General features: G+C 38.3%; 17 protein-coding genes and 1 pseudogene. 14 read left to right on the forward strand and 4 right to left on the reverse strand.

The annotated features are described in order from the left end of the window. From ACTIE6_RS08025 to ACTIE6_RS08040, 4 genes and pseudogenes are all read left to right on the forward strand, one after another. Positions 1-809, forward strand: a pseudogene (locus tag ACTIE6_RS08025) (hypothetical protein); the annotation flags it as partial. A 147-nt stretch (positions 810-956) separates the two neighbouring features. Next, positions 957-1,907 (forward strand): AAA family ATPase, encoded by a 951-nt coding sequence (locus ACTIE6_RS08030; protein WP_138484458.1) that lies wholly within the window; start codon positions 957-959, stop codon positions 1,905-1,907. A 10-nt stretch (positions 1,908-1,917) separates the two neighbouring features. After that, positions 1,918-3,024: a hypothetical protein gene (locus tag ACTIE6_RS08035; protein ID WP_439556144.1), complete on the forward strand. Its 1,107-nt coding sequence runs from the start codon at positions 1,918-1,920 to the stop codon at positions 3,022-3,024. Between the two features lie 95 nt (positions 3,025-3,119). Then, complete coding sequence (locus ACTIE6_RS08040; RefSeq protein WP_439556145.1) at positions 3,120-3,425, forward strand: hypothetical protein; 306 nt, start codon at positions 3,120-3,122, stop codon at positions 3,423-3,425. A 61-nt stretch (positions 3,426-3,486) separates the two neighbouring features. On the opposite strand, the gene ACTIE6_RS08045 is transcribed toward ACTIE6_RS08040, so the two are convergent. Continuing rightward, a complete protein-coding gene (locus tag ACTIE6_RS08045; protein WP_138484464.1) occupies positions 3,487-3,966 on the reverse strand; it encodes a hypothetical protein in 480 nt (159 codons plus the stop codon). A 108-nt stretch (positions 3,967-4,074) separates the two neighbouring features. Here ACTIE6_RS08045 and ACTIE6_RS08050 point away from each other — a divergent pair, with 108 nt between their 5' ends. Further along, the gene (locus ACTIE6_RS08050; RefSeq protein ID WP_439556146.1) at positions 4,075-6,243 is read left to right on the forward strand and encodes a YWFCY domain-containing protein; all 2,169 of its coding nucleotides are present in this window, start codon (positions 4,075-4,077) and stop codon (positions 6,241-6,243) included. 182 nt (positions 6,244-6,425) lie between these two features. Then, positions 6,426-6,935 carry a hypothetical protein gene (locus ACTIE6_RS08055; RefSeq protein ID WP_138484468.1) on the forward strand — a complete coding sequence of 170 codons (510 nt, stop codon included), beginning with the start codon at positions 6,426-6,428 and terminating at the stop codon, positions 6,933-6,935. Between the two features lie 2 nt (positions 6,936-6,937). Here the strand turns inward: ACTIE6_RS08055 and ACTIE6_RS08060 are convergent, their stop codons facing one another. After that, on the reverse strand, positions 6,938-7,588 hold the full coding sequence (locus ACTIE6_RS08060) for a M23 family metallopeptidase (RefSeq protein ID WP_439556147.1): 651 nt from the start codon (positions 7,586-7,588) through the stop codon (positions 6,938-6,940). A gap of 132 nt (positions 7,589-7,720) precedes the next feature. Between ACTIE6_RS08060 and ACTIE6_RS08065 the strand changes: the two genes are divergently transcribed. From ACTIE6_RS08065 to ACTIE6_RS08080, 4 genes are all read left to right on the forward strand, one after another. Beyond that, on the forward strand, positions 7,721-8,866 hold the full coding sequence (locus tag ACTIE6_RS08065) for a hypothetical protein (protein WP_439556148.1): 1,146 nt from the start codon (positions 7,721-7,723) through the stop codon (positions 8,864-8,866). A 240-nt stretch (positions 8,867-9,106) separates the two neighbouring features. After that, complete coding sequence (locus ACTIE6_RS08070; protein ID WP_439556149.1) at positions 9,107-12,055, forward strand: toprim domain-containing protein; 2,949 nt, start codon at positions 9,107-9,109, stop codon at positions 12,053-12,055. A gap of 26 nt (positions 12,056-12,081) precedes the next feature. After that, positions 12,082-14,214, forward strand: coding sequence for a DNA topoisomerase (locus tag ACTIE6_RS08075; protein WP_439556150.1), 2,133 nt, complete (start codon positions 12,082-12,084; stop codon positions 14,212-14,214). A 157-nt stretch (positions 14,215-14,371) separates the two neighbouring features. Continuing rightward, a complete protein-coding gene (locus ACTIE6_RS08080; protein WP_139012903.1) occupies positions 14,372-14,665 on the forward strand; it encodes a single-stranded DNA-binding protein in 294 nt (97 codons plus the stop codon). A 524-nt stretch (positions 14,666-15,189) separates the two neighbouring features. On the opposite strand, the gene ACTIE6_RS08085 is transcribed toward ACTIE6_RS08080, so the two are convergent. Both ACTIE6_RS08085 and ACTIE6_RS08090 read right to left on the reverse strand, forming a co-directional pair. Beyond that, entirely contained in the window at positions 15,190-15,903 is a 714-nt protein-coding gene (locus ACTIE6_RS08085; RefSeq protein WP_439556151.1) for a LytR/AlgR family response regulator transcription factor, read from the reverse strand. Beyond that, a complete protein-coding gene (locus ACTIE6_RS08090; protein WP_439556152.1) occupies positions 15,900-16,910 on the reverse strand; it encodes a sensor histidine kinase in 1,011 nt (336 codons plus the stop codon). Before ACTIE6_RS08090 ends, ACTIE6_RS08085 begins: the two co-directional genes overlap by 4 nt. Positions 16,911-17,083: 173 nt before the next feature. On the opposite strand from ACTIE6_RS08090, the gene ACTIE6_RS08095 reads away from it, so the two are divergent. From ACTIE6_RS08095 to ACTIE6_RS08110, 4 genes are all read left to right on the forward strand, one after another. Further along, entirely contained in the window at positions 17,084-19,474 is a 2,391-nt protein-coding gene (locus ACTIE6_RS08095) for an outer membrane beta-barrel protein (protein ID WP_439556153.1), read from the forward strand. A 395-nt stretch (positions 19,475-19,869) separates the two neighbouring features. Continuing rightward, entirely contained in the window at positions 19,870-20,733 is an 864-nt protein-coding gene (locus ACTIE6_RS08100) for a DUF932 domain-containing protein (protein WP_439556154.1), read from the forward strand. A 243-nt stretch (positions 20,734-20,976) separates the two neighbouring features. Next, the gene (locus ACTIE6_RS08105; protein WP_439556155.1) at positions 20,977-21,438 is read left to right on the forward strand and encodes a hypothetical protein; all 462 of its coding nucleotides are present in this window, start codon (positions 20,977-20,979) and stop codon (positions 21,436-21,438) included. Between the two features lie 25 nt (positions 21,439-21,463). Continuing rightward, positions 21,464-26,593: a helicase-related protein gene (locus ACTIE6_RS08110; RefSeq protein ID WP_439556156.1), complete on the forward strand. Its 5,130-nt coding sequence runs from the start codon at positions 21,464-21,466 to the stop codon at positions 26,591-26,593. Positions 26,594-26,712: the final 119 nt, after the last annotated feature.

Consider the following 26,712-nt stretch of genomic DNA (forward strand, 5'->3'; position numbering starts at 1 on the left):
AGCTTCTACAAAAGGGTTTTAAGACCAAGGTAGGCAACGGCATTACATTTATTCAGAAGTCGTCAGGTGTTATTATCAAAGGATCTGATTTAGGACGAGAGTATTCTAAGCTCAACCTTGAAAAAAGGATAGCTGGAAGCTATCTGCCCGATGATAAGTTTGGTGTCGATAACCCCAAAACCACTGAAAAGGATAAATTGAAACAGTTGATTAAAAGTACAGCGCCTGTTTCTAAAACATTCCCAGATTTTGTGACTGCATTAAACAAGGAAGGTTATGGCGTTCAAACGAAAGACATGATTAATAAAAAGTCGGGGAAACCTTTTACAAGTATTCTCTTTACAAAAAATTTCAGTATCCCTGATGAAAGCAAAGCTGATCTGCCAACCAGGAATTCGAAAATGATCACGGGAGCGCAGCTTGGGCCTGAATTCAAATATTCTGTCATCGATGACAACATTAATAAGGGAACCTGGAACGATATCGGACACGGTTCTCCAATTACGAAATCTAACGTCAAACCTGAAAGCGAAAAGCCACTGATTAACAAACCGAATAAATCTGCCCTTGAAACTTCCAGTAGCGCGGGAAGCCTAGGATTAGACTATACAATTGAACGATTGCTAACCAGCAATAATGCAGGACAAATTGAAGCCGATTCAGCTAAATCACGTGGAAAAATTGCAGCAGAAGTAAAACGAAATGCTTCTGGTTATGATAATGAGTTTGGAACACGAGGACTGGAAGAAATGAAAGAAGAAAAGAGGAAGAATCTTCGGGCAAAACCCAAGAAGAAAAACAAGCTCTAAAAGTGACACGCTGTCACTTTATGACAAAATAACAAAGGGGAAACAAATCAATACAAAATATATATAAAATATCAAATCTATAATTTGGTACTATGTAGTTCTTTTTGTACATTTGAGTATAATATTTAGAACCAAATATATCTTTTTATGGTGACCTCAGAAAAAATAGTTGCGTTCATTCGATCTAGGGACGGTCTTAATGTATCAAAAATTGAAAAGGATGCCAAAGTACCTGCAAAGACTATTGCAAAAGCAATGATTGCTGATCCAATAGAAATTCCTTCAAAGCACTTAGAGGCTATCGAAGCTGCATTGGCTAAATATGGGTACAGCGATGAACAAAGGAAAAAGAATGCAAACATCATTTCAGTAGTTAACCATAAAGGAGGAGTTGGTAAAACTACAACTGTAATTAATCTAGCGAAAGCGTTAAGCTTGGAAGGGTTTAAGGTATTAATGGTGGACATGGATGGACAAGGAAATCTATCGCAGTGCTTTAATATTGGAGAACCAAAAGAGCAAGTTATTGATAGCTTATTAGGAAGGACTCCCCTACCTATATTAAGAATTGACGAAAATTTGTTTCTAACGCCATCTGATATACGCTTGGCTGAAAAAGAGAAAGATTTGGTTAGTGCAGTCGGAGCCGAGACTAGACTTTCGAGAAAGTTGGATGCTTTAAAGGGTGACTACGATTACATTTTAATTGACTGTCCACCATCGCTAAATATTTTAACAACAAGTTCGCTTATTGCGTCTGCATCTTGTATTGTACCGATTCAGCCTGAAGCATCAGCTTATCATGGAGTAAATAACTTGATAACATTGATTTCAGAAATACGGGAGCATTCAAATACAAATTTATCTCTGAAAGGCTTTGTCTTCACTATGGTAGATAAACGAACTAAGATACACTCAAATATGATGGACTACATTAAAGAGTCATTTAAGGGTATCCATACATTTGAAACAGTTATTACTCAGTCAACTGCAATCAAAGAAAGTCAGGTAGCGAAAGAAGATTTGTTTAAGTATAGCCCGCAGAGCGCTCCTTGGAACCAGTATGTAAGCCTAGCAAAAGAATTAATTAACTTATAATCAAGATATTATGGCAAAGGTCAAAGTTAATCCAATGGATAAATTCAAGGAAAAGACAAGCGATGTTAAACCATCTGCATTTGTAACTGAATCTCTTATTAAATCTGAAATAATTATTCTTCCTGAGTTAAAGAACTTGATTCCGGCCCTGGCAGAAGACGAATCCAAGCAATTAGAGGAAAACTTAATCAAATATGGTATCAAAGACCCACTTTCTGTTTGGGAAACTGATGTAATAACGGTTCTTAATGGATTAGAGGCAAATAGCCCATCCCATGAGCTGTTTGCAAACTTAGATAATGATTCGACCGTATATGTCCTTTTTGATGGCCACAATAGATATGGAATAGCAAAGGAGCGAAATTTAGATTTTAAGGTTAACAAAATGAACTTCAATGGTCTTTCCGAAGTGAAGGATTATATGATAGATTATCAACTTGGCCGCAGAAATCTTACACCAGAACAGATTTCTTATTTACGTGGATTAAAATATAATGAGCTAAAAAAAGCAGGTAAGGCATCTGGAAAATCAGTTAAAGAAAAAATAAATGTTGCAGAAGAACTTGCTCAGGAGTTTGATGTAACTCCCAGAACTATAAAAAGAGATGGTGAATTTGCCGAAGGAATGGACAAATTAACACCCGAATTTAAGAAGGATGTTCTTTCTGGAAAATCTAAGTTGGCAAAAAAAGACGTTCAAGCGTTAAAATCGGTCAATCCTGATGCGCCAATAGACTCGATGGAAGGTGTGCTGCAACTCCTAAAAGAGCAGGAGGCAGAACAAAATGTTGAGCAAAATCTGCAATCCGTACAAAAGGTCGATGAACTGGTTGATATTACATTCTCTAATTATATAGACTCAGAAGATAGCATAAGTGCAATTCAAACAGAGCCGAATCAACTTAATGCTTTCAATTTAGATGAATTTAAAGACGATTCACAGCAATCTACGCTAATCGAAAATTCGGAACCTGCTGATATTCAGGAAGCTGAGCCTGTCTTAACAGTAGAAGAGATAGAGGGAGATTTAAAGCAACTCTTCGAGCAACACCTATCTAAGGATGTTCTAATTCAAATCATTAATAAAGCAGGAGAGCTTCTAAATCTAAGGGATTAAAGTGACACGCTGTCACTTTTAAAAATTTCTCTGCGTGTAAATCAATATTTTTTATTTATTTAATGCTTTGATTGTATAACTTAAAGAATTTAAAGATGAAACAAATATTGATCATACTATTGGGACTTTTTATGATCTCCTGTTCAGGGAACTCTGAGGGTGACAGCGTGAAAGATGAATACTTAGGCGAATGGGATAAGATGAAAGGGAAAGCAAGCACACTTACAATCTATGAAGAGAATAATGGACTATTTCTTAAATATAGCAAAGGAGACAAGTACCCTCTTAAATTTGAGAAAGAAGGAAATTATTACTCTGCTGTAACTGGATTTGGTGCTACTCCTATACTTATTGAAAACAACGTGTTAGAAATTAACGGCACGAAATATCAGAAAAGGTAAGTTACAATTATATAGAGGGGTTTATTATTTAAAAAAGGGGGCTGATATTCACCCCCTTTTTTTAGTTTTTGAGATTCCTTTCTTGCATTCTCCTGTTAAATTCCTCCTTGAAGGATTTTCTTGATTTCTCGAAATACATCGGATCAGACTGTTCTTTGTACAATTTGGCCGCAGACTCTTCCTCTATCATTCTTTCCTGTTCTGCACCACTAATAATTTTCTGGTACTGAAATTGTTCTGGAACTTCCGGAGCTGGATCTGGCATGTATTCTAAAAGAAAGTAGCTTCTTAAAATCTTCACTTTTGCGAAAACTTCAAGATCATATCCCAGGCTGGCCGGATAAGATTTTTTATAAGATTCTGGGATCACGTAATCGAGGCGATTACTTTCGACCTCTTGTCTATTATCTGCGAAATAATTTCGGACGACATTACTTTCAATCTCCTTCCCGGTAAGTTTTTCCTCTTGTGCATGTGCTGCAAAGGGAATTGATGCTGCGAGTAAAAGAAAAACCCATACCCGTTTTCGTGTTTGTTTCATAGCTGTAATTCAAGCTGTTTGAATTTTTAAAATAATTGACATTTTAAATGTAAAATAAAAATTATAGATTTGAAAATATATAATTTATAATCTATAATTCTTTTAGCTATGAGCGCTACTAATTCTGAAAAGGAAGGGCGTGCTAAGGGTGTTGAACTCGTGCTCACCCTTGCACTCTTTTTGGTTTTCTTACATCATTACTGGTACAATTTTTCATTCTTTTCGCAAATTCCGTCAATTGGAGGAATTAACCCAACTGAGTTTTTTTCAAAAATATTGCTTAGGCTTAATGAAAGATATAGCCTGTTTTTTCATCCACTCATTACTAAAATAACTGTCTATTTCCTTCTGATAATCTATTCAATTGGGTCAAAAGGTCGGATTGATCCAAGCATAACAGTAAAAGATGTATACAAATACGGGGCGCTTGGAACAATCATTTTTTTCGGCAACATCTTTATTCTCTATACAAAAAGTTTATTTCCAGGCTATATAGGAGACTTTTTATACTTGTTCAGTACGTCCTTGGGTATTTTCTGGGTTATTAAAGCAGGACAATATGCTTCACGCATAATGTTCTTCAAGAATAACAATGACATTTTTAACAATGAGAATGAAACGTTCCCGCAGAATGAAGAATATATGGAGAACGATTATTCTATCCACTACAAAACCACGTACTACTTCAACAAAAAATGGAGAACTGGCTGGATTAATATCATAAATCCATTTAGGGCCAATATGATCTTAGGTACTCCCGGATCTGGTAAGTCTTTTACCATACTTAATCCGGCTATTTGGCAATCAACTTGGAAAGGGTATTGTCTCTACGTTTATGACTTCAAATATCCCACGTTAACTATTGAAGCTTATAATGCTTATCAAAAAACCTTAAATGAAAATCCAACGGCGTGGGGCAGGAAGCCGAACGGCGAGTTGCTAATCCCCAAATTCTGTGTGATCAATTTTGATGACATTGAATATTCTCACAGATGCAATCCCTTGCTTCCATCGACAATGACCGAAATCTTGGATGGTTATCAGAGTGCTTCCACAATTATGCTCAACCTTAACAGAACTTGGGTAGATAAACAAGGAGACTTCTTCGTTGAGTCGGCAATTAATTTTCTTGCATCGGTCATTTGGTACATGAAAATGGTAAGTGATAAGTACACAAAATTGTATAACGTCGAGCTAGCGAAATCACCTGCGTCTCAAAATGCTGAGAACCTTGCGCTATACAAGCGCTTTCGAAACGTATGCACTTTTCCTCATATTTTAGAATTTGCCTGCCAGAAAGATTACGAAGAGATGTTTCGGATTATGGCATCTTATCCGGCACTAGAAGCCTATGTGCGGCCTTTTGCTAGCGCTGCGCTAAATGGGGCAGCTGAACAGCTTGAAGGACAAATTGCCTCGGTTCGAATACCTCTTGCTAGGCTTTCATCTGAAACTTTATACTGGATCATGTCAGGTAATGACTTCGGCTTGGATATCAACAATCCGGACGATCCAAAGATTTTGTGCACAGGAAATAATCCGGAGAGACAAGAAGTCTATGGGGCGGTATTCTCATTGTATACTTCCAAGATGATTAAAATGGTTAACAAGCAAGGTAAGTTGAAGTCAGCCCTTTTTTGGGATGAATTACCAACAATGTTCCTGAAAGGAATAGATACGCTTATAGCGACAGCTCGTTCTAATAAAGTAGCTACTTGGCTTGGTTTTCAGGATTTTGAACAACTTACCAGTGCATATGGCGAAAAGGCAGCAAAGGTTGTAATGAACATGCCTGGTAATGTCTTTTCTGGTCAACTCGTTTTTGAATCTGCGAAAAAACTTTCAGAACGTTTTGGGAAAACTCAACAAGAACAGGAAAGCATTGCTTTTGGCAGAGAGGATACAACTGTAACATTGTCTACACAGCTCAATGATACGATACCACCATCAAAAATTTCAACCTTATCCCAAGGCACATTTGTAGGCCAGTTTGCTGACAACTTTGGTGAAGAAACTGAGCTTAAAACATTTAACGCCCTAATTACAGTTGATCAGGATGGGATGAAAAACATTCATAAAAAGCCACCAGTAATTAAAGACATAGAAAAGTTAGTTGCTAGTTATTACCCCGGCGCTAACTACGCTACGATGTCCAAGCAAGACTGGAAGAAAAAGCTTTTGGAGGATAATTATATGAATATCAAAAATGAAGTGAGGGAACTCGTGAGAATTGAAAGTCTAGAATTTCCCAAAGAAAGAGCAGCTACGCCAGCCTAACGAACCACTTATCTTCTAATTCTTTCTTAGGCATTTAATAAGCTCAATCCGAAATATTGGCTATCGAAAGTGATTTTTATAGCTTTTAACCTCCCGTTTGATAGCTTTTTACCGTGTTTTCTTAGTGTTTCTATAAAATTTAAATCTGTAACTGCAGCATTCAACATAAATTATATAATTTTATGACAAATTATTATCTTAGTTCACCGACAATTGATCAAAATGATGTATTAGAAGAATACTTTTCTTTTATAACACTCGATCACCAAAACGACAATATGAATCCTGAAATTTTTGAAAAGCTTGATGCTATTTATGAAGAACCCGAAGCACTTAGATATTACTACAAGATAGTATTCTCAATGTGCCTTAAATTAATAGTATTGCATAAATTCGAAAATGGTGAATTGACCCAGGAAGAATTTGACCAACAGTCTAAAAAACCCAGCGAGAAAAACCTAATGGAGCCTTATGGGTTATCATATCTACAATACAGAGCTTTGAAGGATGCGAAAGGAACTGGTCCTAACATGCTGACTTTAAAAAGGACAGTGGATAGATTAGGGTATAGCTTTGACAAGATCCTTTATTCTGAGAAAGTGATAAAGGTTGTATCAGATGAGCTTGAAAAGATTAAAAATAAGAATCGTGTTATGAATGGTTTGGGTTTAGACATAAAGCCTAAAAAGTAATGCTACCTACCCACAGATTTGGAAAGAGACGCCTTTAAAGCGTCTTTTTTTTGTTTAAATTCCTGATAAAGTGTTAGATAGGGTAGTGGGTTAATTAGTACTCCATTTTTTTTCACAGCGTAATGTAAATGGATGCCCTTTGCAAGGCCAGTTTCTCCCATTACACCGATTACAGTTCCAATTCTTACTTCTGAGCCGCTACGAACATATAATCCGCTCAAATGGCCGTAGATAGTTTCAAAACCACTTGGATGCTTTATTGAGACACTCAATCCTAGGCCACCATTGTACCCAGACTGACTTACAATTCCATCTGCGGTCGCATAGATAAATTGAAAGCCTTTTCGACAGGCAAGGTCAATTCCTTCATGTTTAATGTATCTTTTTTTGATGGGATGAATTCTATGGCCATAAAGGCTTGTAATAAATGGCTTTTCATTTATCTCAATAGGATTTATGCTTGGTATTGCAGTTAAATATGTGCTGTCTACAATGCCTAGATAAATGTATGATTCTAATATCTCCTTCAAATTAAGCTCGTCTCTCAACAGGTTAATAACCGCACTTTTATAATCGACTGAATCATTCTGCTGATTTTCATAATGTCCGTCTTCCTGGTCAATAAAAATTTTTTCTTGCCCTTTTCCGGACAATGAAAGGCACATCGCTATCAAAAAGCTACAAAATCGAATAATCTTATTCAGGGCTAATTTTTTTATGTCTAAACAAATTTATAAATTTATAATTTAATATTTGCTAATCTATAATTTATAACTTTCATAACCATGCAAAAGAATATTAGTCAGCAAAACGACTCAAAAAGACCTATTACAAGAGAGGAAGCGGAAAGTTTAGCTCCGTCAAAAGGAATGGCAGCAAATGACGGTGTTATTATCAACGACCGCATTGAGCATGCCAGAGACATTCAGTTTGCGGGTACTGTAAAGGCCGAAATCAGCAAAACTCAGATTGATATCGCTAGGATAGCACAAATGTATAAAGGTGTTGACCTTTCCCAGGCCATGAACGATCTTGCTCAGGACAAGCAATCCCTTCAAATCCTTTCTCAGAAGAATGTGTATCAAAACTTGATGCAAGGAGAAGTTGTACAAGTGAAGAATGTTTCGAGAGACGGGGAAGGCAAACCGCGACATTTTTTTGGTGTTAAGCTTTTCCAACTGGATAAGCAGATTAATTCGAATATTCCTGTTTTAAAGTTGGGATTTTCCACTTTCGATTCTGTAAATCTGTCAGAGAGCAAGAAGGGATTGAGTCACTCCTTAGTAGTAGATCCTCGATTTGATATTAAGTTGTCAAGCCTGTTAAAAGAAAAGACACACACAAATGATGGCCAGACTAAGGAGCTGGTCAGGGAGATCAAAGATACACTATCATCCAATGCTACTTCTACGCAGAAAGCGCACACGCTTAATCAACAGTTAAATAACGTTGGTGACTACTACTTATCCAATGATCCAAAAGGAAAGAAGCAATTTTTGGATGAATCTGGAAAACTATTCGTGCTTGAACAAAAACAGAAGGTTGCGCTAATAGGAGAGAATGGCGCACCTGGGGGAATTCACAAACGAAAACATGAGATTCCGGTAACTGATCTACCAATCAAATATAAAGGTGTTCAGTTAACAGAAAAACAAGTTCATAACCTACTCATAGGCAACCCTATCGAATTGTCTGGTCTAAAAGACCCAAAGCTCGGCAAGCCATACTCAGCAACGGTGAACCTGAATTTACTAAGTGGAAAAGTAGGGGAATCCGATAAAGCAAGTGGAATTGAGCTTCCGAAAGGGAATAATATAGACGCCAAAAAATCACTTTTAAACAGCACTGCCTCCGAAAGTTATAAAACACCTGAGCAGGCCAAAAAGACCATTGACACGCCGGAAAAGCCTGCTGTCAAACAAAGACTTTGAACTAATCCACAACACCGATGAAAGCCAAAAGCATTTTAACACTGGATTATATTTTCGAAACATACGGGCCAGATGCGCTCGAACCCCAATTTATTCCTTCACGGGAAGACGATGGAGAAGACATATTTATTCCCAAGATCCGGGGAGATATGTCCTATGAAGATTGGAGCCTTCTCCCACAAGAATTTAGACTGTTTGTTACACAAATTTTCATTATGAAATTTCAATAAATATAATCAGATGTCAAAAACTATCTATTTACAGTCTGAAAACAACCAGGAGGTTGCTTATAGCTATGAAAAGTTATCTGACTTGAAAGGCGAATTTGAAAAAAGGAAGATTACCATAGCACCCAACGCAAGTATCGGTACTGAAGTTAGGCTTGGTAATAATATAGCCGTAGGTGAGAGAACAATAATCCGGTCCGGATCTAGTGTTGGTTCAAATACTACATTCGGAGATGATATAGTTGTCGAAAAGAACGTTAAGATCGGGTCTGATTGCCGGTTTGGTGATAATTCAACTGTTTTTGAATCAGCAAGAATAGGGGATAGGGTCCTAATTAAGCAAGATTCTGACATTGGTGCAAGGTCTTCCATTGGTTCTAGTTCTGTAATCGATAGCCATGCAAGTATCGGTAAAGAAAGCATTATCGGAACGAATGCAACCATTGGGTCGAGCGTTATAACAGGGTCAAATTCATCTATTGGTACAGGTGCAGCTCTTGGTGCAAATACCCATATCCATGATAATGGTGTTGTTTATGACAGCGAGATTGTCAAGGCAAATTCGGTAGTGCGGCCACCTATAAAGCCAGTTAATTTGGTTAACGACGAGCAGGTTGAAGTGTTTAATAACATGAATGCAAAAGGTGTCAAGTATGTTGCCTTCGGAAGCTTTGCTGTTGACGCTTATGAGCAAGCAAGAAGTGTAGGGTCAATTAAAGTTTGGGTTGAACCTTCAACCGAAAATATTAACAAACTTAATGAAGCACTTAAAGAATCTGGAAAGGATAGAATTACGACAAACTTTGATCCGGGTATAAAACGTCCAATTAAAAGTGAACTTGACAAAAGTACTTCTCAATCTTTTGGAATTGATTTTTACCCTTCCATCAATGGCTTTAAATCAGAAGAATTTCAAAAAATCCATGATCGGAGTGTACTTGTTCAAGGAGCTGAACAAAACCGTACTCCACTATATCCTGATTCTAAAAAAGAGCAACTTTCCATAAACCACATGTCCTTGCAGGATCTGTTCCATAATGTTGGAAGTACTCAAAGCCAAGCCAAAGAATACAATTTAAATGTGCTACACAAGACGATGGTCGATCTCAAAAAACAAGGCCAGGAGCTTGATATCATTGATCCTTTATTATATTTAGATTCTAATCGAACAAATATGGCAACTAAAAAATCTTATATTTCCTACCCTGGGCATGAAGATAAGCCAAAGGAGTTTGTTCCTAAATACGAAAAGCGAGATTTCGCGCAGCTGAGAAAGGATTTGGATTTAGAGCTGGTACTAAACTACTACGGGTACTCTTTAAGTGATAAATCAAAGCCTAATGACGTTTACCGCGTTTATAAGTCAGGTATCGAAGGAGATAGCCAGCGTCTAGCCGTAATGAATAATCCAAAAGGGGATTATAAAATGTACGTTGATTTGAACAATACAAATTTTAGAGGAGACTCAATTGAATTTGTTAAATTCAAAGAAGGTGGATACAAAGAAGCATTCCCTGTAATGGATTCAATGCTTGGCAATCCAACTTACAAGCAATCTGTATCTCAAATACTGCCAATGAAGCCGGCCACCCCAGGCCAATTTTTAAATGACGAGAAGTTACGTCAAGCAGATATCCTAAAAGAATATAATGCAACCCATATTGGAGAAAAAAGGGCAGGGTATTTAGTGAACGAGAGACAGTTAGATATTAAAACTGTTTTGGCTCCTGAATTTAAACATCAAATTTTAAGTGTAAAGAAGAATGGCGAGTTTGAAAATATAGCTTTTCCTTTAACTTCTCAAAAAGGAAATATTCTTTCATTTGACATCCGAAATAAGGATTATAAAGCTTTGCCGGTCGGCGGCAAATGGGATGGAGTTTGGAAAACAAACGATCATGCTGTATTGCTGAAAGATTCAGAATTCACATTTAAGGACAAGGCAGTTCAACTTGAAAAGGGCACTATTGGTACTTTAAGCAGATCTGCCGGAGTAGCTTCTTTTCATACTGATCATGCAGTTCATGGTCCAATTTCCTTGGTAGCTGATAAAGACAAGCATCAATTTGAGAAAATCCCAGCTAATCGGATTATTATCTCTGAGTCTCCAATAGACTCACTGTCTTATCACCAACTATCCCCTCCGAAAGCAGGCGAATACAGGCAGTATATATCGCCAGCCGGAAACCCTTCAAGGGAACAAAAAATGCACATCTCAAACCTAATTTCCTCCAATCCGCAGGCTCAGTTTGTAATAGGGATGGATGGAAATGCACCCGGTAACAGATTTGCAATCAACTATCTAGCAGTAGATCACCCACTTAGGGATGTGAACAATAGTATTGTACCTAACATTTCCTACATAAATTCTACAAAATCAAAAGTCGAAGACAAACCACAAAAGGACATTGGATACAACATTTTGAAAGTTGAGATCAATCACCCCAAGGTGGATGGCCAAGACAATGCTAAGAAATCAAGCGACTCAATCATTGATCGTTTGGTAGCGGCTATCAATGTGCATTCAACAGATGATTCCAAATTAGCGAAGGAGTCGTTTTTGAGTAGAAATATTGTCGAAAAACCTTCGGCATTTTCCAGTTCCTATGAGATTAAATTTCCTAACATATCCAAAATGCTAAGTTCTGCATTGGATTATTTAGCAAAGGAGATCACTTTGAAAGACGGAAAGCCGCTAATTGCTATTCTTAGACCATCATCGGTTCAAAATGATTTCAATGATGTTTTAAAAGACCGCAAGGGTCAACCATTGCCTGAGTCAAGTAATTTGTCCCTATCTCGTATTCCTTTGTTAAGTGACTTTGCTCAAAAGAATGAGCAAAGTCAAAATAACAGTATCGCTCCATCACCATCGGTTTCTCCGAAAGCTTCATTCAATGAGCCAGCTATGAAAGCAGCTACTCCCGAAGCTCCAACCCCAATCAAGAAGCAGAGAATTTAATACAATTCTTATCTTATTTATTAGTCATGAAAACTGTAATCGCAGAAAAACCTTCTGTTGCTCGCTCTATTGCTGAGTTTTTAGAAGCAACAAATAAAATGGATGGATACTTCGAGGGTAACGGGTATCGAGTAACCTGGGCAATCGGTCATCTTGTATCTCTTGCCGAATTAGATACTTATGCCGGTTTCGGAGAAGTAAATGGACAAAAGCAAACTTGGGCATCTTCCATCCAGCGACTTCCATATATTCCTACGCCCTTCAAACTTGATTGTTCAAAAGATCCTGGATTGAGAAATCAGTATTTCAAAATCAAATCTCTTTTTGAGTCTGCCAGTGAAATTATAGTTGCAACAGACGCAGGGCAGGAGGGAGAGTTAATATTTCGCTACATATACGCCCTTACGGGTTCTCGGACACCATTTAAACGACTTTGGATCTCTTCCTTAACAAACGAAGCATTTCAAAAAGGATTTAGTAATTTGAAGCCAGGACGAGACTATGATAATCTTTATTACGCTGCCAAAGGAAGAAGTGAAAGTGATTGGATCTTAGGTATTAATCTGACTCGCGTTTACACCGTAAAATACGCAAATAGCGACATTAAAGTAGTTTCCATAGGCCGGGTTCAAACGCCAACATTAAATCTTATTTGTCAGCGATATTTAGACAATGTAAACTTTAAAAAGACCGCTTTTTTCATTCCCACATTGTTGCTAAAACACGAGCAAGGGAAGTTTCCTGTAAAGTATCACAAACAATTCGCAACTAACGAAGAAGCAGAAGCTGTTTTAAAGTCCGTCGGTGGATCGATTGTATGTACAGGCGTTGATAAATCAATTGTAAAAACAGCACCTCCCAAGCTTTTTAGCTTAACACACCTGCAACAGCATGCGAACAAAAAGTTTTCTATTTCTGCCCAAGCTACGCTTGACACACTTCAAAGCTTATATGAGGCAAAGTTTGTGACCTATCCGCGAACTGACAGCAATTACTTGTCGGACGACATGGAAGATGATGTAATTAAATCTTTTCAGTTTTTGAAAACACTTGGTTCTCTTTCTGGCCCCGTAACCTCAATTCTTTCAAAAAAGCTTAACAGAGCGCCTTTCGATAATAGCAAGGTTACTGATCACCATGCAATAATTCCAACCGGTGTGAAACCTGATTTCGGCAAAATGACGAAGGAGCAGCAGCTCATATTCCTGTCTGTTGTTGAGCGCTTTATTCAAACTTTTTCAGATGAATGTGTTGAAAGTAAGAAAGTACTATCCTTTAAGGTTGGCTTTGATGGATTGTTTAGAGTTGGAGGAAAAGTCGTTATCCAAAATGGCTGGAAGGCTATAAATCTTCTTGGTAAAGTTGCAGTGGATGAAGATGATTTGATCCCGGACGATGAGAACACGCTGTTACCCGATGTGAAAGAAGGTGATATTTGTTTCGTAGAGAAGAAGGAAGTCCATAAAGGATTTACTACACTCCCACAATTATTTACTGAGGCTAGCTTGTTAAAGCAAATGGAAAATGCAAGTGACACGTTGGATGATACCGAAGAAAAATTTGGGATTGGCACACCGGCAACCAGAGCTAACATTATTGAAACAATTCTTAAAAGGTTTTTTATAAAAAGGGAAGGAAAAAAGCTTATTCCCACCCAGGCCGGTTTAAGTGTTTATAAGTTGACGCATAATGAGTTGATCGGAAAGATCAAACTAACTGCGAGGTTTGAAGAAAAGTTAAAATTGATTGCTTCCGGTGAGTATAGCTATTCTACATTCATTAATGAGATTGCTTCATTAGCTGCAACTTCTGTATTATCTGTTTATACGAATGAGGTAGATCCTAATACGATCTCTATGACATCTCAGACGGATAAGGAGAAAGTTTTATGTCCTGCTTGCAAGAAGGGATCTTTAACAGAAAATCAAAAAGGTTTTGGCTGTACCGAATACAAGAGCGGAGCTTGCAAATATGTAATCTGGAAGGAATTTAGAGGCCGCACCCTAACTTATGCAAATGTCAAGGATTTGGTTTTAAAAGGGAAAACTAAAAAGCTGACTTTTCATTCGAAAGAGGGTAAGCCCTACGAAGCCTTTGTCGTACTTAAAGATGGGAAATTAGAAGTAGAGTTTGAAAAGAAGTTTTCAGTCAAGGCATAATGCCTTTTAATCGAACATTTGGGAAAAAAGGTATATCTATGTCAATGTATTACAATATATTGTAATACTCAATTTTATTTTATATCTTTGTTGTGTTGGAACGGTTGACAGACCACAACATAAACCTCTTATTTTTAACTATTTAACTTCAAAAATCATGCAAAATCTAACAATTATCGGAAATCTAGGTGATGATGCCAAACAGGTGGATCTGAAAGATAGGAAACCGTTTCTTGCTTTCTCAGTTGCTTGCACTCGTAAAAATAAAGCTGGCGAATCCTTGACGCAATGGTACAACTGTCGAACTTCAAATCTTGCGCTATTGGAGCACTTGACAAAAGGAAAAAAGCTTCACATATCAGGAAGACCAGATTTCTCTACATTCACGGACAAGGACGGAGAAGCGAAAGTTTCTGTAAATATTTCAGTTGATCGAATTGATTTAATCTAATATGAAGTGTCTCGTATATTGCATGGCGTTAGCTTGTCTAATGTCATGCATCGCAAGCGTTATCCCACATACTGTCTCCAAGTGTTTATCAAATACCGATGTTATGCACATGAGCCGAAATAGGGTGAGTACGGATGTTATGATATCATCAATCAACAATAATTGTTGTCGATGCTTTACAACGGCTCCGGACGACCTGATTTATTTAAAAGACCAAGGTGTTCCAGACATTGTGATAAAAAGGATGATTCAGCTTAATAATCCCAAACTGACCAAACCTGTTTCAGCCAGACCGAGAAGCCCTCGAATTCCTTCTTCATGGTATAAATAATGCGATGCTGTAAAAGTGACACGCTGTCACTTTTACAGCATTTAGGGTTGTCGGGAATACTACATGTAACCTTTTTTATTATTAAATGGGTTGTCGAGAATACTACATGTAACCTTTTTCATTATAAAATGGGTTGTCGAGAATACTACATGTAAGCACATACCTCGTTATCAGCCGAAGGGAAAACGACTGATTATTGTCCATTAATTAGTTGGTAAAATCCGGTTTTATACCCTTCACTTATTGATATGCTTTTTTGACTAATGTACACCTGTCTTCCGTCGATAAGGTGAATATGAGTCAATGAAATAATGTACGAGCGATGGACACGGCAAAACTGTGCAGCAGGCAGCATTTCCAAAATATCCTTTAATGCCATATATGTCACAATTCGGTGCTTGGTAGTGTATACTGATATATAATTATTTAAGCCTTCTATATAGAGGATATCTTCAAATGCAACCCGGTGAAAAGTGTTTTTAGAATCTCCTTTTAGAAAAATATGGTCTTTCGCTGGAGCAGATGAAGGTGTGGTGCTGGACTTCAAGGCTAGAAACTTAGTCAAAGAATGCTGGAAGCGCTCAAACTCGATCGGTTTTAACAGGTAGTCAACTGCATCTAAATTAAACCCGTCCAATGCATATTCGGGGTATGCGGTCGTGAGAATGACTTTGCAATTGTTACCACAAATTTTTAAGAACTGAAGGCCGTTTAGCTCTGGCATTTGAATATCCAGGAATACTAAATCTATTAACCCTTCATTGACCAACCTTATACCCTCGTACACGTCCGTGGTCGCTTTCACCAACACGAATCCAGGTATTTGAGCCAGATAATTATCAATGATCTGAGTTGCATATAACTCATCGTCTAGCGCCAAACAACGATTCAGAATCTGATTGGTCATAAGCATAATATAAGGGATGAATGAAAAATTTCTCCCTCACTTTTAGTTGATAGGGTATGGCGCCCCGGATAGAGAAGTGCCAGCCGCCGTTCTACGTTTTCCAAACCAATACCAGTGGATTCGACCTGTGAATGCCGGTTGATTCGATTCGACACCCGGAAAGTGAGTTGAGATTCGCAGATCGCTAAATCGATTAAAATAGGTGCGGTCGCATCATTGGTAACACCGTGCTTGAGCGCATTTTCAATAAAGGGCAATAGCAGCAAAGGTGGAAGCTGAATACCTTCAATATTGCCTTTTACCAACAGTTTATACTGAAAAGTAGGGGAAAAGCGCAGTACATGCAGGCTAAGATAATCCTCAATGAATTTAATTTCTTCACTAACAGCCACCAGCTCAGTCCGATTTTTGGCCAGCGTATACTGCAAAGTCTTGGAAAGCTTCATCACCGCCTGCGCCAGTGGACCAGGGATTGGCAAGGCCATAGCATAAATGTAATTCAGTGTATTGTATAAAAAATGTGGATTGAGCTGTAACCTTAATAGCGCAAGCTCAGCCTGTCGAAGCTCCTGAGATAACTGCTGATTGTGTGATTCGGTTGTATAAGACTTGGTCAGAAGAAAAATGATAAAGCCAATAAAGACCCCTGGAAACGAATAATAGATATTTTCGTAAATAAAGAATAGTAAACTAACCCCTTCATTCTTGGCCAAGCCAAACCAGTGGACGAACAAAATTTCTTCAAGCAAATATCGCGTCAAGACAAAAGTTAAAAGCAATCCACTAATGCAGCCGATCAGCTGCGGTAAGGTATTTCGTTTCCAGTATCTGGGAAAGATAACAAGTATACAAGGGAGGATAACACCTAATTGTAATACTTGCGAGCTCACAATGAGCAAGATGCTTTGCCAGGATGCCCGGTTGAAGACCATAGCGCCTACTAGTAAATACAGCATGGACCCAAACCAGATCAGCACAAGGGTTAAGGGCATTTGACTTCGTTTCATTGCTCAAAAATACAGCTTAATCTACCGGTTAGCAGAATATTATGCGAATTGCCTAACCTATTATGCCAATGCAAACCATCCCACTTATGCATAGGCTTTCAGGCCACTGAGATAATAAATTAGTGGCCAAACAGTCAGACACGAATCTTTGCCTAAAACAAAAAAAGTGTCTTATGAAGCAAATTTGGGGATGCGCATCGATCCTGACTATCACCGGTTACCTGGCATGCGTAACTTTCTTATCAATTGGTGTCGCTTTTGGCCAGCGCACTGTCGTTAGCGGCCAGATTAAAAGCCAAATTGATTCATCGATGTTAATAGATGTTCATGCCGTGTTAACATCCTATTTCTCACCAACCATTGTCCGGTATGCTACTTCACAGTATGAAGGGAATTTTACATTTGTCGATGTTAAAGAAGGCATATACCAACTTACCCTGTCTCATATCGGTTACGAAACACGTATCATTGATTCGATAGCTTGCCTTGGGGAAAAAGTTGATTTGGGAGGGCTATATCTTTCATCAAGCCAGCAAGCCTTGGATGAAGTAATTATCCGCGCAAAAAAGCCGATAATTTACTACGAATCCGACCGATTTCGTGTTGATGTTAAGGCCATGAATACGAACGGGGATCAAGGAGTTGATCTTTTGAACCGCATCCCGGGTGTAAAACTGGATCGGGATGGCGAGTTGAGCTTGCAAGGTAAAACCGGCATTTTAGTTTACATCGATGGTAAGCAAAGCTATCTGGCAGGAAGCGCTCTATTGAGCTACCTCAAAAGTTTACCTGCCAGTGATATTGCGTCTATTGAATTTTTGCCGACACCACCTGCTACTTATGATGCTGCCGGCTCTGGCGGTGTGATTGACATTCACCTTAGAAAGCGCAGTGAGGATGGATTTTCTGTGAATTCTAACCTGTCCGTTACTCCGTTAGCCAGGACTAGATCGGGGGTAACGACAATGCTTACAGGGCGATGGAGAAAATGGCAGGGATATGGGCAGGTAGGTCTGGATCATAGCCCCACTTATGAGTTAGAGAAACAGGATAGACAAGCAGCGGGCAATCATTTCCATCAGGAAAGCAATCAAATCACCCAGCCAACAGATTTGACCAGTATGTTAGGGATCAGTTATCAGCTAAATACAAACCAGGTTATTGGACTTGATAGCAAAGCGTCACGCGCATGGAGTAACTTGCAAACTAATGGGAAGTTAGCCCAATCAAATGTATATCTACCCCTGAGTATTGACTTACAACGAAGTAACCAAACACATGGGCAACGCGAGGCTTTCCACATGTTCTATAGCTGGACAATTGATACACTTGGCTCTTGGTTCACAGTTGATGCAGACTATTATCGGAATGAACTTAGTCAATGGGATAAATTCAGCAACAGCTCCACACAGGCTCCCACAGCTGATTTAAGTTTTATTGCTCGGCAAGACCAAATGCGATTCTCCAAAGTTTATTCAATAAAGGCTGACTGGACTAAAAAAAAGAAGTTTGGTATGTTGGAAGCTGGCTTGAAGAGCAGCTATATAACTAACTCTAGCAGCATTGCTCTGGATTCAATTTTAGGGGCTGATCAGCGTCCGCAGACAGGATATAGCAATGCCTTTAATTATTTGGAACAAATTCAAGCTGCCTACCTAGCCATTCGAAAGTCATCCAAGTACCTAGATATGAACATAGGTTTGCGTTATGAACATACGAGGGGAGTTGATCAACCGCGTCAATTTGTTGATCGCCGGTATGGATACCTTTTTCCATCAGCTTCAATTGCAAGCCGGTTGGGGGAGCACCAGATAAATGTGTCATACAGGAAGAGTATTATGCGCCCGGTTTATACCAATTTAAATCCCTTCTCTCATTACTCAGACGCCTTTAATGCAGTGGCAGGTAATCCGGGACTTAATCCTGCACTGGCTCATATTGGTGAGTTTAGCTACATTTTTAAAAATATTCGGCTTTTAACAGTAAATTTTATTGAAATGCAAGATGCCACGCTGGACGTGCTTACATTTAACCCACAGCGGCAAGTCAATCTCTCTCGACCTGAAAGTTTGGGCTTAGTGCAAACTTTATACATTGCCACAGGCCAAGCTCTCAAACTGGCTAAAAGCTGGTCGATTAGTACTGATATAGCTGTTCTTTACAATCGTATTGTCTTACCGATTGATCTGAGACAGTGGAGTATGACAGGTCAGGTCAGTTCAGATTGGCAATTCAGAAAGGGATGGTCAGCTTCATTGCTTGCTAAATATGCTTCACCAACTCTGTACGAGCTGTCTCATGTCTCGTCGGTCGGCACCGTCTCTGTTGGGTTAAAAAAAGCAATTGCAAAAGGAAAGGGATTCATCGCTTTTGATGCGAATGATCTATTTTACAGCGACCGCTATAAAGCGTTTTATCAGTTTGGCGAAATACAGCAAGAAACTTCGAAGAAATGGCAGAGTCGCACGGCTCGAATCACACTCAATTATACCTTTGGCCGATCCAAGGTTGACCTGAATAATAAACGGGAAACCACATCCGAGGAGATTGACCGTTTAAAGTAACATTTAATCTTCCCAGTGTAATTCGTAATAGAAGCTATTGAAAGCTAAAATTGAATTTTGGGTTGTCGGGAATACTACATGTAACTGCTTACCTAAAACTCTAAGCTTTTGATAATCGCATTTATTAGCACCTGGGCTGATCAATGATTACTTACCTAAGAAAATCGTTATCCTGGTCGAAGATCTTTACCAAAAACCTAAGTGATTTACACGCAGCAGCTGGCCGGCCAGGTAATGGAACCCTAGCTTTTTATGATTTGTAAAAATTTGGAAGGAACAGATGGGAAGAAAGGTTTGCTATTACAATATATTGTACTAATCAACTCTTTTCGTATCTTTATAATGTTGAAACGGTTGACAGACCGTCATTATAAACCTCTTAAAATAAACATTTTATGGAAAATTTAATCAGTTCTTCGGTTCTTACAACATTATCGGATTGGGACATTGTTACATCAACTTTGGATACGAAATTCGAAGATTCAGTAGTTGGTTTGTCTGACTACAAAACTATTCTTCGTGGCGACAATGGAGACTTATTGAATGTTTGCAAAAACAGTTACACCCCACAAACGAACGCACAATTTATTGATGCAGTAGAAAGGTTTGCAAGTGTTACCAACTTCCCGGTCGAAGCTATTTATGAAGTGGATGGAGGCAAAAAAATGCTGGGGTATCTTAGATGTACTGAAACCTTTGAAGTTGGTGGCTTTGAGTTTAAAGACTATCTCATGTTAGGCAATTCCCATGATGGCAGCACAGGCTTTTTTGTGGGGAATTCTAACATTATGGTTCGATGCAATAATCGTTTTGCACAGCAATTCAGAATGCTAAAAGTTAGGCATTGCAGCAGTTTACATAACGGAGTAAATCAGATTTTATCAGGGTTTGAAAGTTATAAAAGAGAATTGTCAGGTTATTACAAAACGTTAGATGAATTCTCAAAAGTTGAAGTTTCAGACGAAATTAAGCAAAGTCTGATTGCGCGTCTAGCCAATTTGAGCAATGAAGAAATTCTAGGAGACAAGGAGGTCAGCAAGCGCAAAAGAAATATTATGACTTCAATTGATGAGAGTCTAAGTAGTGAAATGGAAGACATTGGCTTCAATCTTTACGGACTTTTCGGCGGAGTTACTCATTACACCACCCATGTATTGAAAGGCGCTGATGAGAGTGGCATGTTTGGTAGCGCTAAAATTTTGAACCTCGAAGGTTACAACTATTGCAAAAGTGTAGCAAGGCAAGTTTTAAGCTGTTAATTTTTACCGAGTAAGTGGCTACGGCCACTTACTATAATTTTGCCGACCGGAGCCGAAGGCTCCGGTTTTGACAATGATTGTATCAGATTTCTTTAATTAGAAACATTCAGGTTATGTTTTTCACTAGGAAAATTCACGTAACAGGATCTACAATCAGTTTTGAGTTTTTAATTTCCTAAGTTTTAGTAATTTGATAAAGTTTAAATTATATATTTGATATATTATAATTTAAACTTTATTTGTATGACTAGTATAAATGAAAATAATTTCGAAGCCGAAAACGGCTACTTTCAGAATCGTATAAGAAGTTATATCCAGCAGTATCATCCCGACCTGCTTGATAAAGGAGATGACTTTGAAGAAAAGATTAAAGCCTGGTCTGAGGATACAGTAGATCATGTTCTTACTCTTGAAAAGGAAGGCTTTCAAAGCACAGAAGCTATTGAACAATCGTTAGCCAGGACACTTGAAAGCATATCATCACCAATAGGAACTCTTCGTGATTTTATTATCGAGAATGAGGATACCATCCAACAACTGACCGGAATATCAGATGCGTCTGATAGAGAAGTTTTATTGAAGTTACTGCCACTTGTTCAAACGGAAATTGAAACCGTGGAATTTTCCACAAATCCGAGTGACATAAGCGATGCTAAGGCTCATTTACTTCGGAAAATTTCTCTGACACTTCTCCAACGAAACTAATCAGTTTCCATTTCCCATTTGTTTAATGAATAAGTTCGACGTATTAACTAATAATATAGCGGCTTTATCTACTGCTTTTGAATTATCAAAACAGGGACGCAAAGCAAACTCAGAAGAACGCGAAGTTCTATCTGGTTATTCTGGTTTTGGCTCAATAACAGAGATTTTACTAGATCCCAAAATTGACCAGTTATGGACTGGAAAAAAACATCGTGTACAGCCATACGTTCAGGAAATACACGATTTAATTGAGCAATACAAACCCATCGAAAAGAAGCGATATGTTGACTCTGTTAAGAACAGCGTCTTAACAAGTTTTTATACGCCGGTTCCCATTGTAGATGCCATTTCAAACGCACTTAAAGACAATCAGGTCAATATTAAATCTATTCTTGACCCATCCGCAGGGAGCGGATTGTTTGTTGACCGTTTGAGAAAAAGCCATTCTCCTAATGATGTTGTCATGTTTGAGAAGGATTTGCTTACTGGCCTTGTACTTTCCGTAAAATCTAATGACAGAACTAGGGTTGAAGGCTTTGAAAATATTGGTGGGAGGTATCAAAATCATTTTGACTTAATTACTTCCAATATTCCTTTTGGAGCAATATCGGTATATGATCCTACTTTTCAAAAGAAAGGGCCGGTTGAAGCGCGAGCAGTAAATCAGATTCATAATTATTTCTTTTTGAAATCGCTTGAACAAGCTAAACCAGGTGGATTAGTAGCCTTTATAACCACTAGTAATTTTGCTGATTCGGGATCCAACAGAGATTTTAGAGAAAGTTTATTGCAGCAGGGAAAGCTTGTTTCAGCTGTCAGACTCCCACATAATTTATTTGAATCAGCTGGTACGCAAGCAGGCTCCGATTTGATTGTTATCCAAAAGCGGAGCAAGCCAACCAATATTTATAGTAAAACTGAAAAAGCGTTTTTGGAGACTACTTCACATGCCTCTGACTTGGCCAGCCTAAGCAATGGCAACGATGTCTTATCAAACGACTACTTTGATAGCAATCCTAAAAGTATAATTCACACAAGTAAAGTTGTCGATACTAACCAGTATGGAAAACCTGCATTTATATATAAACACGATGGAGGCGCAGAAGAAATAGGGAAAACCCTGCATGGAATCCTCGCAAATGATATTCAAATCAACTTTGATAGTGAAGCATATGGCAAGATTAGTAAGCTTCCACGCAAAAACTCAGTCTCAACTGGCCAGCTTGATCTTTTTGCTCCACAACTTGATTTGTTTGCTCAATCACCAGAGGTTGAAGTAAGAGAGGCTAACCCTTTGCCATTTACCGGCAAATTGTTTGACCATATAAGTGATGATAGTATTGTGTCGCAAAGCGGTAGGATAGGTAAGGTAAGTAAAGAAGATAACGGCAATCCCCTGGTTGAAGATTTTCAATTATCACCAAAGCAAACCAAGCAATGGGAGGCGCTAATTGATATTCGTGATGCTTATTTTGGGCTTCTTAAAAGTGAGAGGGATAATCAAATTGAAGATAGGGAGTCACGACAGAAGTTAAATGAGTCATATGACCTATTCACAACTTTTTATGGCCCTTTAAAGCATAAAAGCAACATGGATACGATCCTTCTCGACCCTGCCGGAAGAGAGTTGCTTTCATTGGAAAAATTTGATAAGGATAGAAATGATTATGTAAAGACAGATATTTTCTTTGAGCCAGTACACATTGCTTCGGCCAAAATTGATGTTTTTACTCCTAATGAATCACTAGCTGCGTCTTTGAATCTGTTTGGTCGAGTGAATTTTGATTACATGGGTAGTGTTTCCGGACTCGACACAGACCATCTCAAAAAGGAATTAAGTGATAAACTATATTTCTCACCATTAGACGACGAATACCAGGTCAAAGATGTTTTAGGTTCAGGAAACATTTTGCTGAAAATAGAGAACATAAAAGATCTGGCTAATCACAATGATCCAGAAATTCAAAGGACTTTGGCATTTCTGGATACTGTTAAACCTGAGCCAGTTCCTTTTGACTTGTTAGATTTTAATTTGGGTGAAAGGTGGATCGATCCAAAAATCTATTCTCGGTTTGCTACCAACTTTTTTTCTTCTGACGTCGAAGTAAACTATTCACCGGCAATTGATGATTATGCTATTAAGTCTTTTGGATACAATTCTAAAATTGGTACAGAATATGCGGTTCAAACAGATCGTCGTACTTACACAGGGGTTGATTTACTAAGATATGCACTACTAGATAATGTTCCGGATATCACAAAAACAGTTGAAGGTCCGGATGGAAAAGATGTAAAGGTAAGGGATGCTGAAAATGTAAGGTTAGCTTCGCAAAAAATTGATTTGATTAGAAATGGTTTCTCTGATTGGATTCAAAATCTTCCCGAAAAAGACAAGCAGGGCATTGAGAGTACGTACAACAATCTTTTCAACGCTGAAACTAAGCCTAAGTATGATGGTTCTCATATGACTTTCCCAGGCTTAAAGCTTCAAAATGTTGGTCTTGAAAAATTATACGATTCTCAAAAAGACACATCTTGGATGTTGTTGCAAAATGCAGGAGGTATAGTAGATCATGAAGTTGGAACAGGGAAAACCTTAACAATGATCGTAACTGCTTACGAAATGAAGCGCCTAGGTTTGGCAGCTAAACCAATGTTAATTGGATTAAAAGCTAATGTAGGAGCGATTGCAGATACATTTAGAGCAGTGTATCCTGATGCAAAAGTACTATCACCCAATGAAAACGATTTTGCAAAGCCTAACAGGGAGAAATTGTTCAGCTCTATCGCCAATGAAAATTGGGATGCAATCATTTTGACTCATGATCAATTTTCTAAAATCCCGCAAAGTTTAAATGTTCAGAGAAGAATTTTAGATAAAGAAGTTGATAACCTTGAAAAGGACTTGCGCGAATTGGAAAAATCGGGTTTGTCTGTTGGCACTTCATTGATGAAGGGGCTGGAAAAAAGGAAAGTTTCTCTATCGAATAACTTGAACGAAGTTGTAACCCAGCTTAAAGACAAAAAGGACAATGTGATAGATTTTGAGAAAATGGGAATTGATTCCCTGATGGTCGATGAAAGCCATAAGTTCAAGAATCTGATGTTTACGACAAGGCATGACCGTGTTGCAGGCTTGGGTAATCCTATTGGATCGCAAAGGGCTTTAAATATGCTTTTTGCAGTTCGCACAATTCAAGAGAAAAGGGGAAGCGATAGTGGCGTTACATTTTTTTCAGGAACACCAATTTCCAATTCTTTAACGGAGTTGTACCTTCTCTTCAAGTACTTACGACCAAAGGAATTAGAGAGAAGGAAAATCGAAAACTTTGATTCATGGTTATCTGTTTTTGCTAAGAAAACGACTGACTACGAATTTTCTGTAACCAATCAGCTAATTGAGAAATCAAGGTTTAAGAATTTTATAAAAGTACCGGAACTCGCTTTGATGTATAGTCAGATCACTGACTATCGCACCGCGGAAATGGTAGGGGTTGACAGACCGAAAGCGGCACATAAATTGGTGAATATGAAGCCGACGGAGGATCAAGCAGCTTTTACAGATAAGCTAATTGAATTTGCTCAGACAGGAAATGGTATGTTGTTGGGACGAGCGCCGTTAAGCAAATCCGAAGAGACCGCTAAAATGCTGATTGCAACTAACTACTCAAAAAAGGCTGCATTAGATATGCGCCTTATTAATCCGGATCTTTCTGATCAGCCCAACTCCAAGGTAAGTGTATGCGCAGACATCATTGCAAAACATTACAAGGAGTCAAATTCTTATAAGGGAACGCAGATGGTATTTTGCGATTTAGGTACTCCTTCGACTAACTCAAATTTTAATGTATACGATGCACTGAAAATCAAGCTCATAACGGAATTTGGTATTCCTGAAAAGCAGATTCGATTTATTCACGATGCGAATAATGATAAGCAAAGGCAACAGATAATAAAAGAAACTAATGAAGGCTCAATTCGTGTATTAATCGGCTCGACTGAAAAGTTGGGAACCGGTGTAAATGCACAGCAGCGCATTGTGGCTCTTCATCATTTAGATGTGCCCTGGAAACCAAGTGACCTGGAACAGCGTGTAGGACGTGGATCAAGAGCAGGTAATGAAGTTGCTAAAAATCATTTTGGAAATGAAGTTCAAAATTATGTCTATGCGGTCGAAAAAACCCTTGATAACTTCATGTTTAATTTGGTACAAAATAAGTCTCTGTTTATATCCCAAATTAAGAACCAAAACATTAACATTCGTAGAATTGACGAAGGTAGTGCTGATGAAAGCAATGGTATGAATTATGGCGAATATGTAGCCCTGCTTTCTGGAAACAAAGATTTACTTGAAAAAACTAAAATTGAAAAGCAAATAACAGGTTTGGAGGCGGAGAAAAAAATCTTTGGCAAAGACATATCATATCAAAGGGCAGTTTACTTACAAATGGGTGTATCATTGGAGAAGACAGAAGAAAATATTTCCAAAGTTAAAGCGGATCAAAAAGCCGTTGTTCGATATGGTAAGGATGGTAAACTAATCCCATTTGTCGATATGGACAAAGTGGAAGATCTAGGTCGGCTAATGTTACAAGCTGAAATGACAAACAAGAAGCACGGCACAAAGTTGATTAGCCATATAAAAGGCTTTGATCTTACCCTAGACACTTTTCAAGCTTCTATTGTAGACATCGATGCAGGCACTCAGAAAATGTCACATCGATGGGAACTGAGATCGTCTAACGACATTGGCTACAAACACAATTCGGGATATCTGCAAAGTGATAAGGTGAAAACAGCAGGGGAGTGGGTAAATAAATCTGTTTCCCCAGAAACCTTTGAAAAGTTAATTAAGGGAATGGAAGAACGAAAGGCCAGTTACATCAAGGACATGGAAATGACCAAAGATGTTTTGTCCAAAGCTTGGCCAAAAGAAGAAAAGTTGAAGGAGTTGAAGGATAGCCTGGTAGTCATTGAGAAGCGTCTGACTGAGAGCCTTAATCCAAATAAGGATAAGGAGCAAAATGCCGGTAAGGAAAATGGAATGAAAGAAACTGAGACCGAAAAAATTATTCCCTTAAATGGGAAAGTGGATACTCCATCGGGGGATGAATCACAATTCAGAAATAGATCCTTCATCCGCAGGGGAATGTAACTCAAAATTTCGAGTCCAGATAATTGGAACAAGTGGGGAAAAAACTTAATTCTATATCAACTATTACAATATATTGTAATAGTTGATATTTTTTTATATCTTTATTCTATCAAAACGGT

The sequence above is a fragment of the Dyadobacter sp. genome (genome assembly GCF_051859145.1).
Classification (GTDB): domain Bacteria; phylum Bacteroidota; class Bacteroidia; order Cytophagales; family Spirosomataceae; genus Dyadobacter.

Excerpts from the sequence above, each read along its gene's own strand:
- ACTIE6_RS08030 (WP_138484458.1), top strand. The coding sequence starts at position 957 with ATGGTGACCTCAGAAAAAATAGTTGCGTTCATTCGATCTAGGGACGGT.
- ACTIE6_RS08035 (WP_439556144.1), top strand. The coding sequence starts at position 1,918 with ATGGCAAAGGTCAAAGTTAATCCAATGGATAAATTCAAGGAAAAGACA.
- ACTIE6_RS08040 (WP_439556145.1), top strand. The coding sequence starts at position 3,120 with ATGAAACAAATATTGATCATACTATTGGGACTTTTTATGATCTCCTGT.
- ACTIE6_RS08045 (WP_138484464.1), bottom strand. The coding sequence starts at position 3,966 with ATGAAACAAACACGAAAACGGGTATGGGTTTTTCTTTTACTCGCAGCA.
- ACTIE6_RS08050 (WP_439556146.1), top strand. The coding sequence starts at position 4,075 with ATGAGCGCTACTAATTCTGAAAAGGAAGGGCGTGCTAAGGGTGTTGAA.
- ACTIE6_RS08055 (WP_138484468.1), top strand. The coding sequence starts at position 6,426 with ATGACAAATTATTATCTTAGTTCACCGACAATTGATCAAAATGATGTA.
- ACTIE6_RS08065 (WP_439556148.1), top strand. The coding sequence starts at position 7,721 with ATGCAAAAGAATATTAGTCAGCAAAACGACTCAAAAAGACCTATTACA.
- ACTIE6_RS08070 (WP_439556149.1), top strand. The coding sequence starts at position 9,107 with ATGTCAAAAACTATCTATTTACAGTCTGAAAACAACCAGGAGGTTGCT.
- ACTIE6_RS08075 (WP_439556150.1), top strand. The coding sequence starts at position 12,082 with ATGAAAACTGTAATCGCAGAAAAACCTTCTGTTGCTCGCTCTATTGCT.
- ACTIE6_RS08080 (WP_139012903.1), top strand. The coding sequence starts at position 14,372 with ATGCAAAATCTAACAATTATCGGAAATCTAGGTGATGATGCCAAACAG.
- ACTIE6_RS08085 (WP_439556151.1), bottom strand. The coding sequence starts at position 15,903 with ATGACCAATCAGATTCTGAATCGTTGTTTGGCGCTAGACGATGAGTTA.
- ACTIE6_RS08090 (WP_439556152.1), bottom strand. The coding sequence starts at position 16,910 with ATGAAACGAAGTCAAATGCCCTTAACCCTTGTGCTGATCTGGTTTGGG.
- ACTIE6_RS08095 (WP_439556153.1), top strand. The coding sequence starts at position 17,084 with ATGAAGCAAATTTGGGGATGCGCATCGATCCTGACTATCACCGGTTAC.
- ACTIE6_RS08100 (WP_439556154.1), top strand. The coding sequence starts at position 19,870 with ATGGAAAATTTAATCAGTTCTTCGGTTCTTACAACATTATCGGATTGG.
- ACTIE6_RS08105 (WP_439556155.1), top strand. The coding sequence starts at position 20,977 with ATGACTAGTATAAATGAAAATAATTTCGAAGCCGAAAACGGCTACTTT.
- ACTIE6_RS08110 (WP_439556156.1), top strand. The coding sequence starts at position 21,464 with ATGAATAAGTTCGACGTATTAACTAATAATATAGCGGCTTTATCTACT.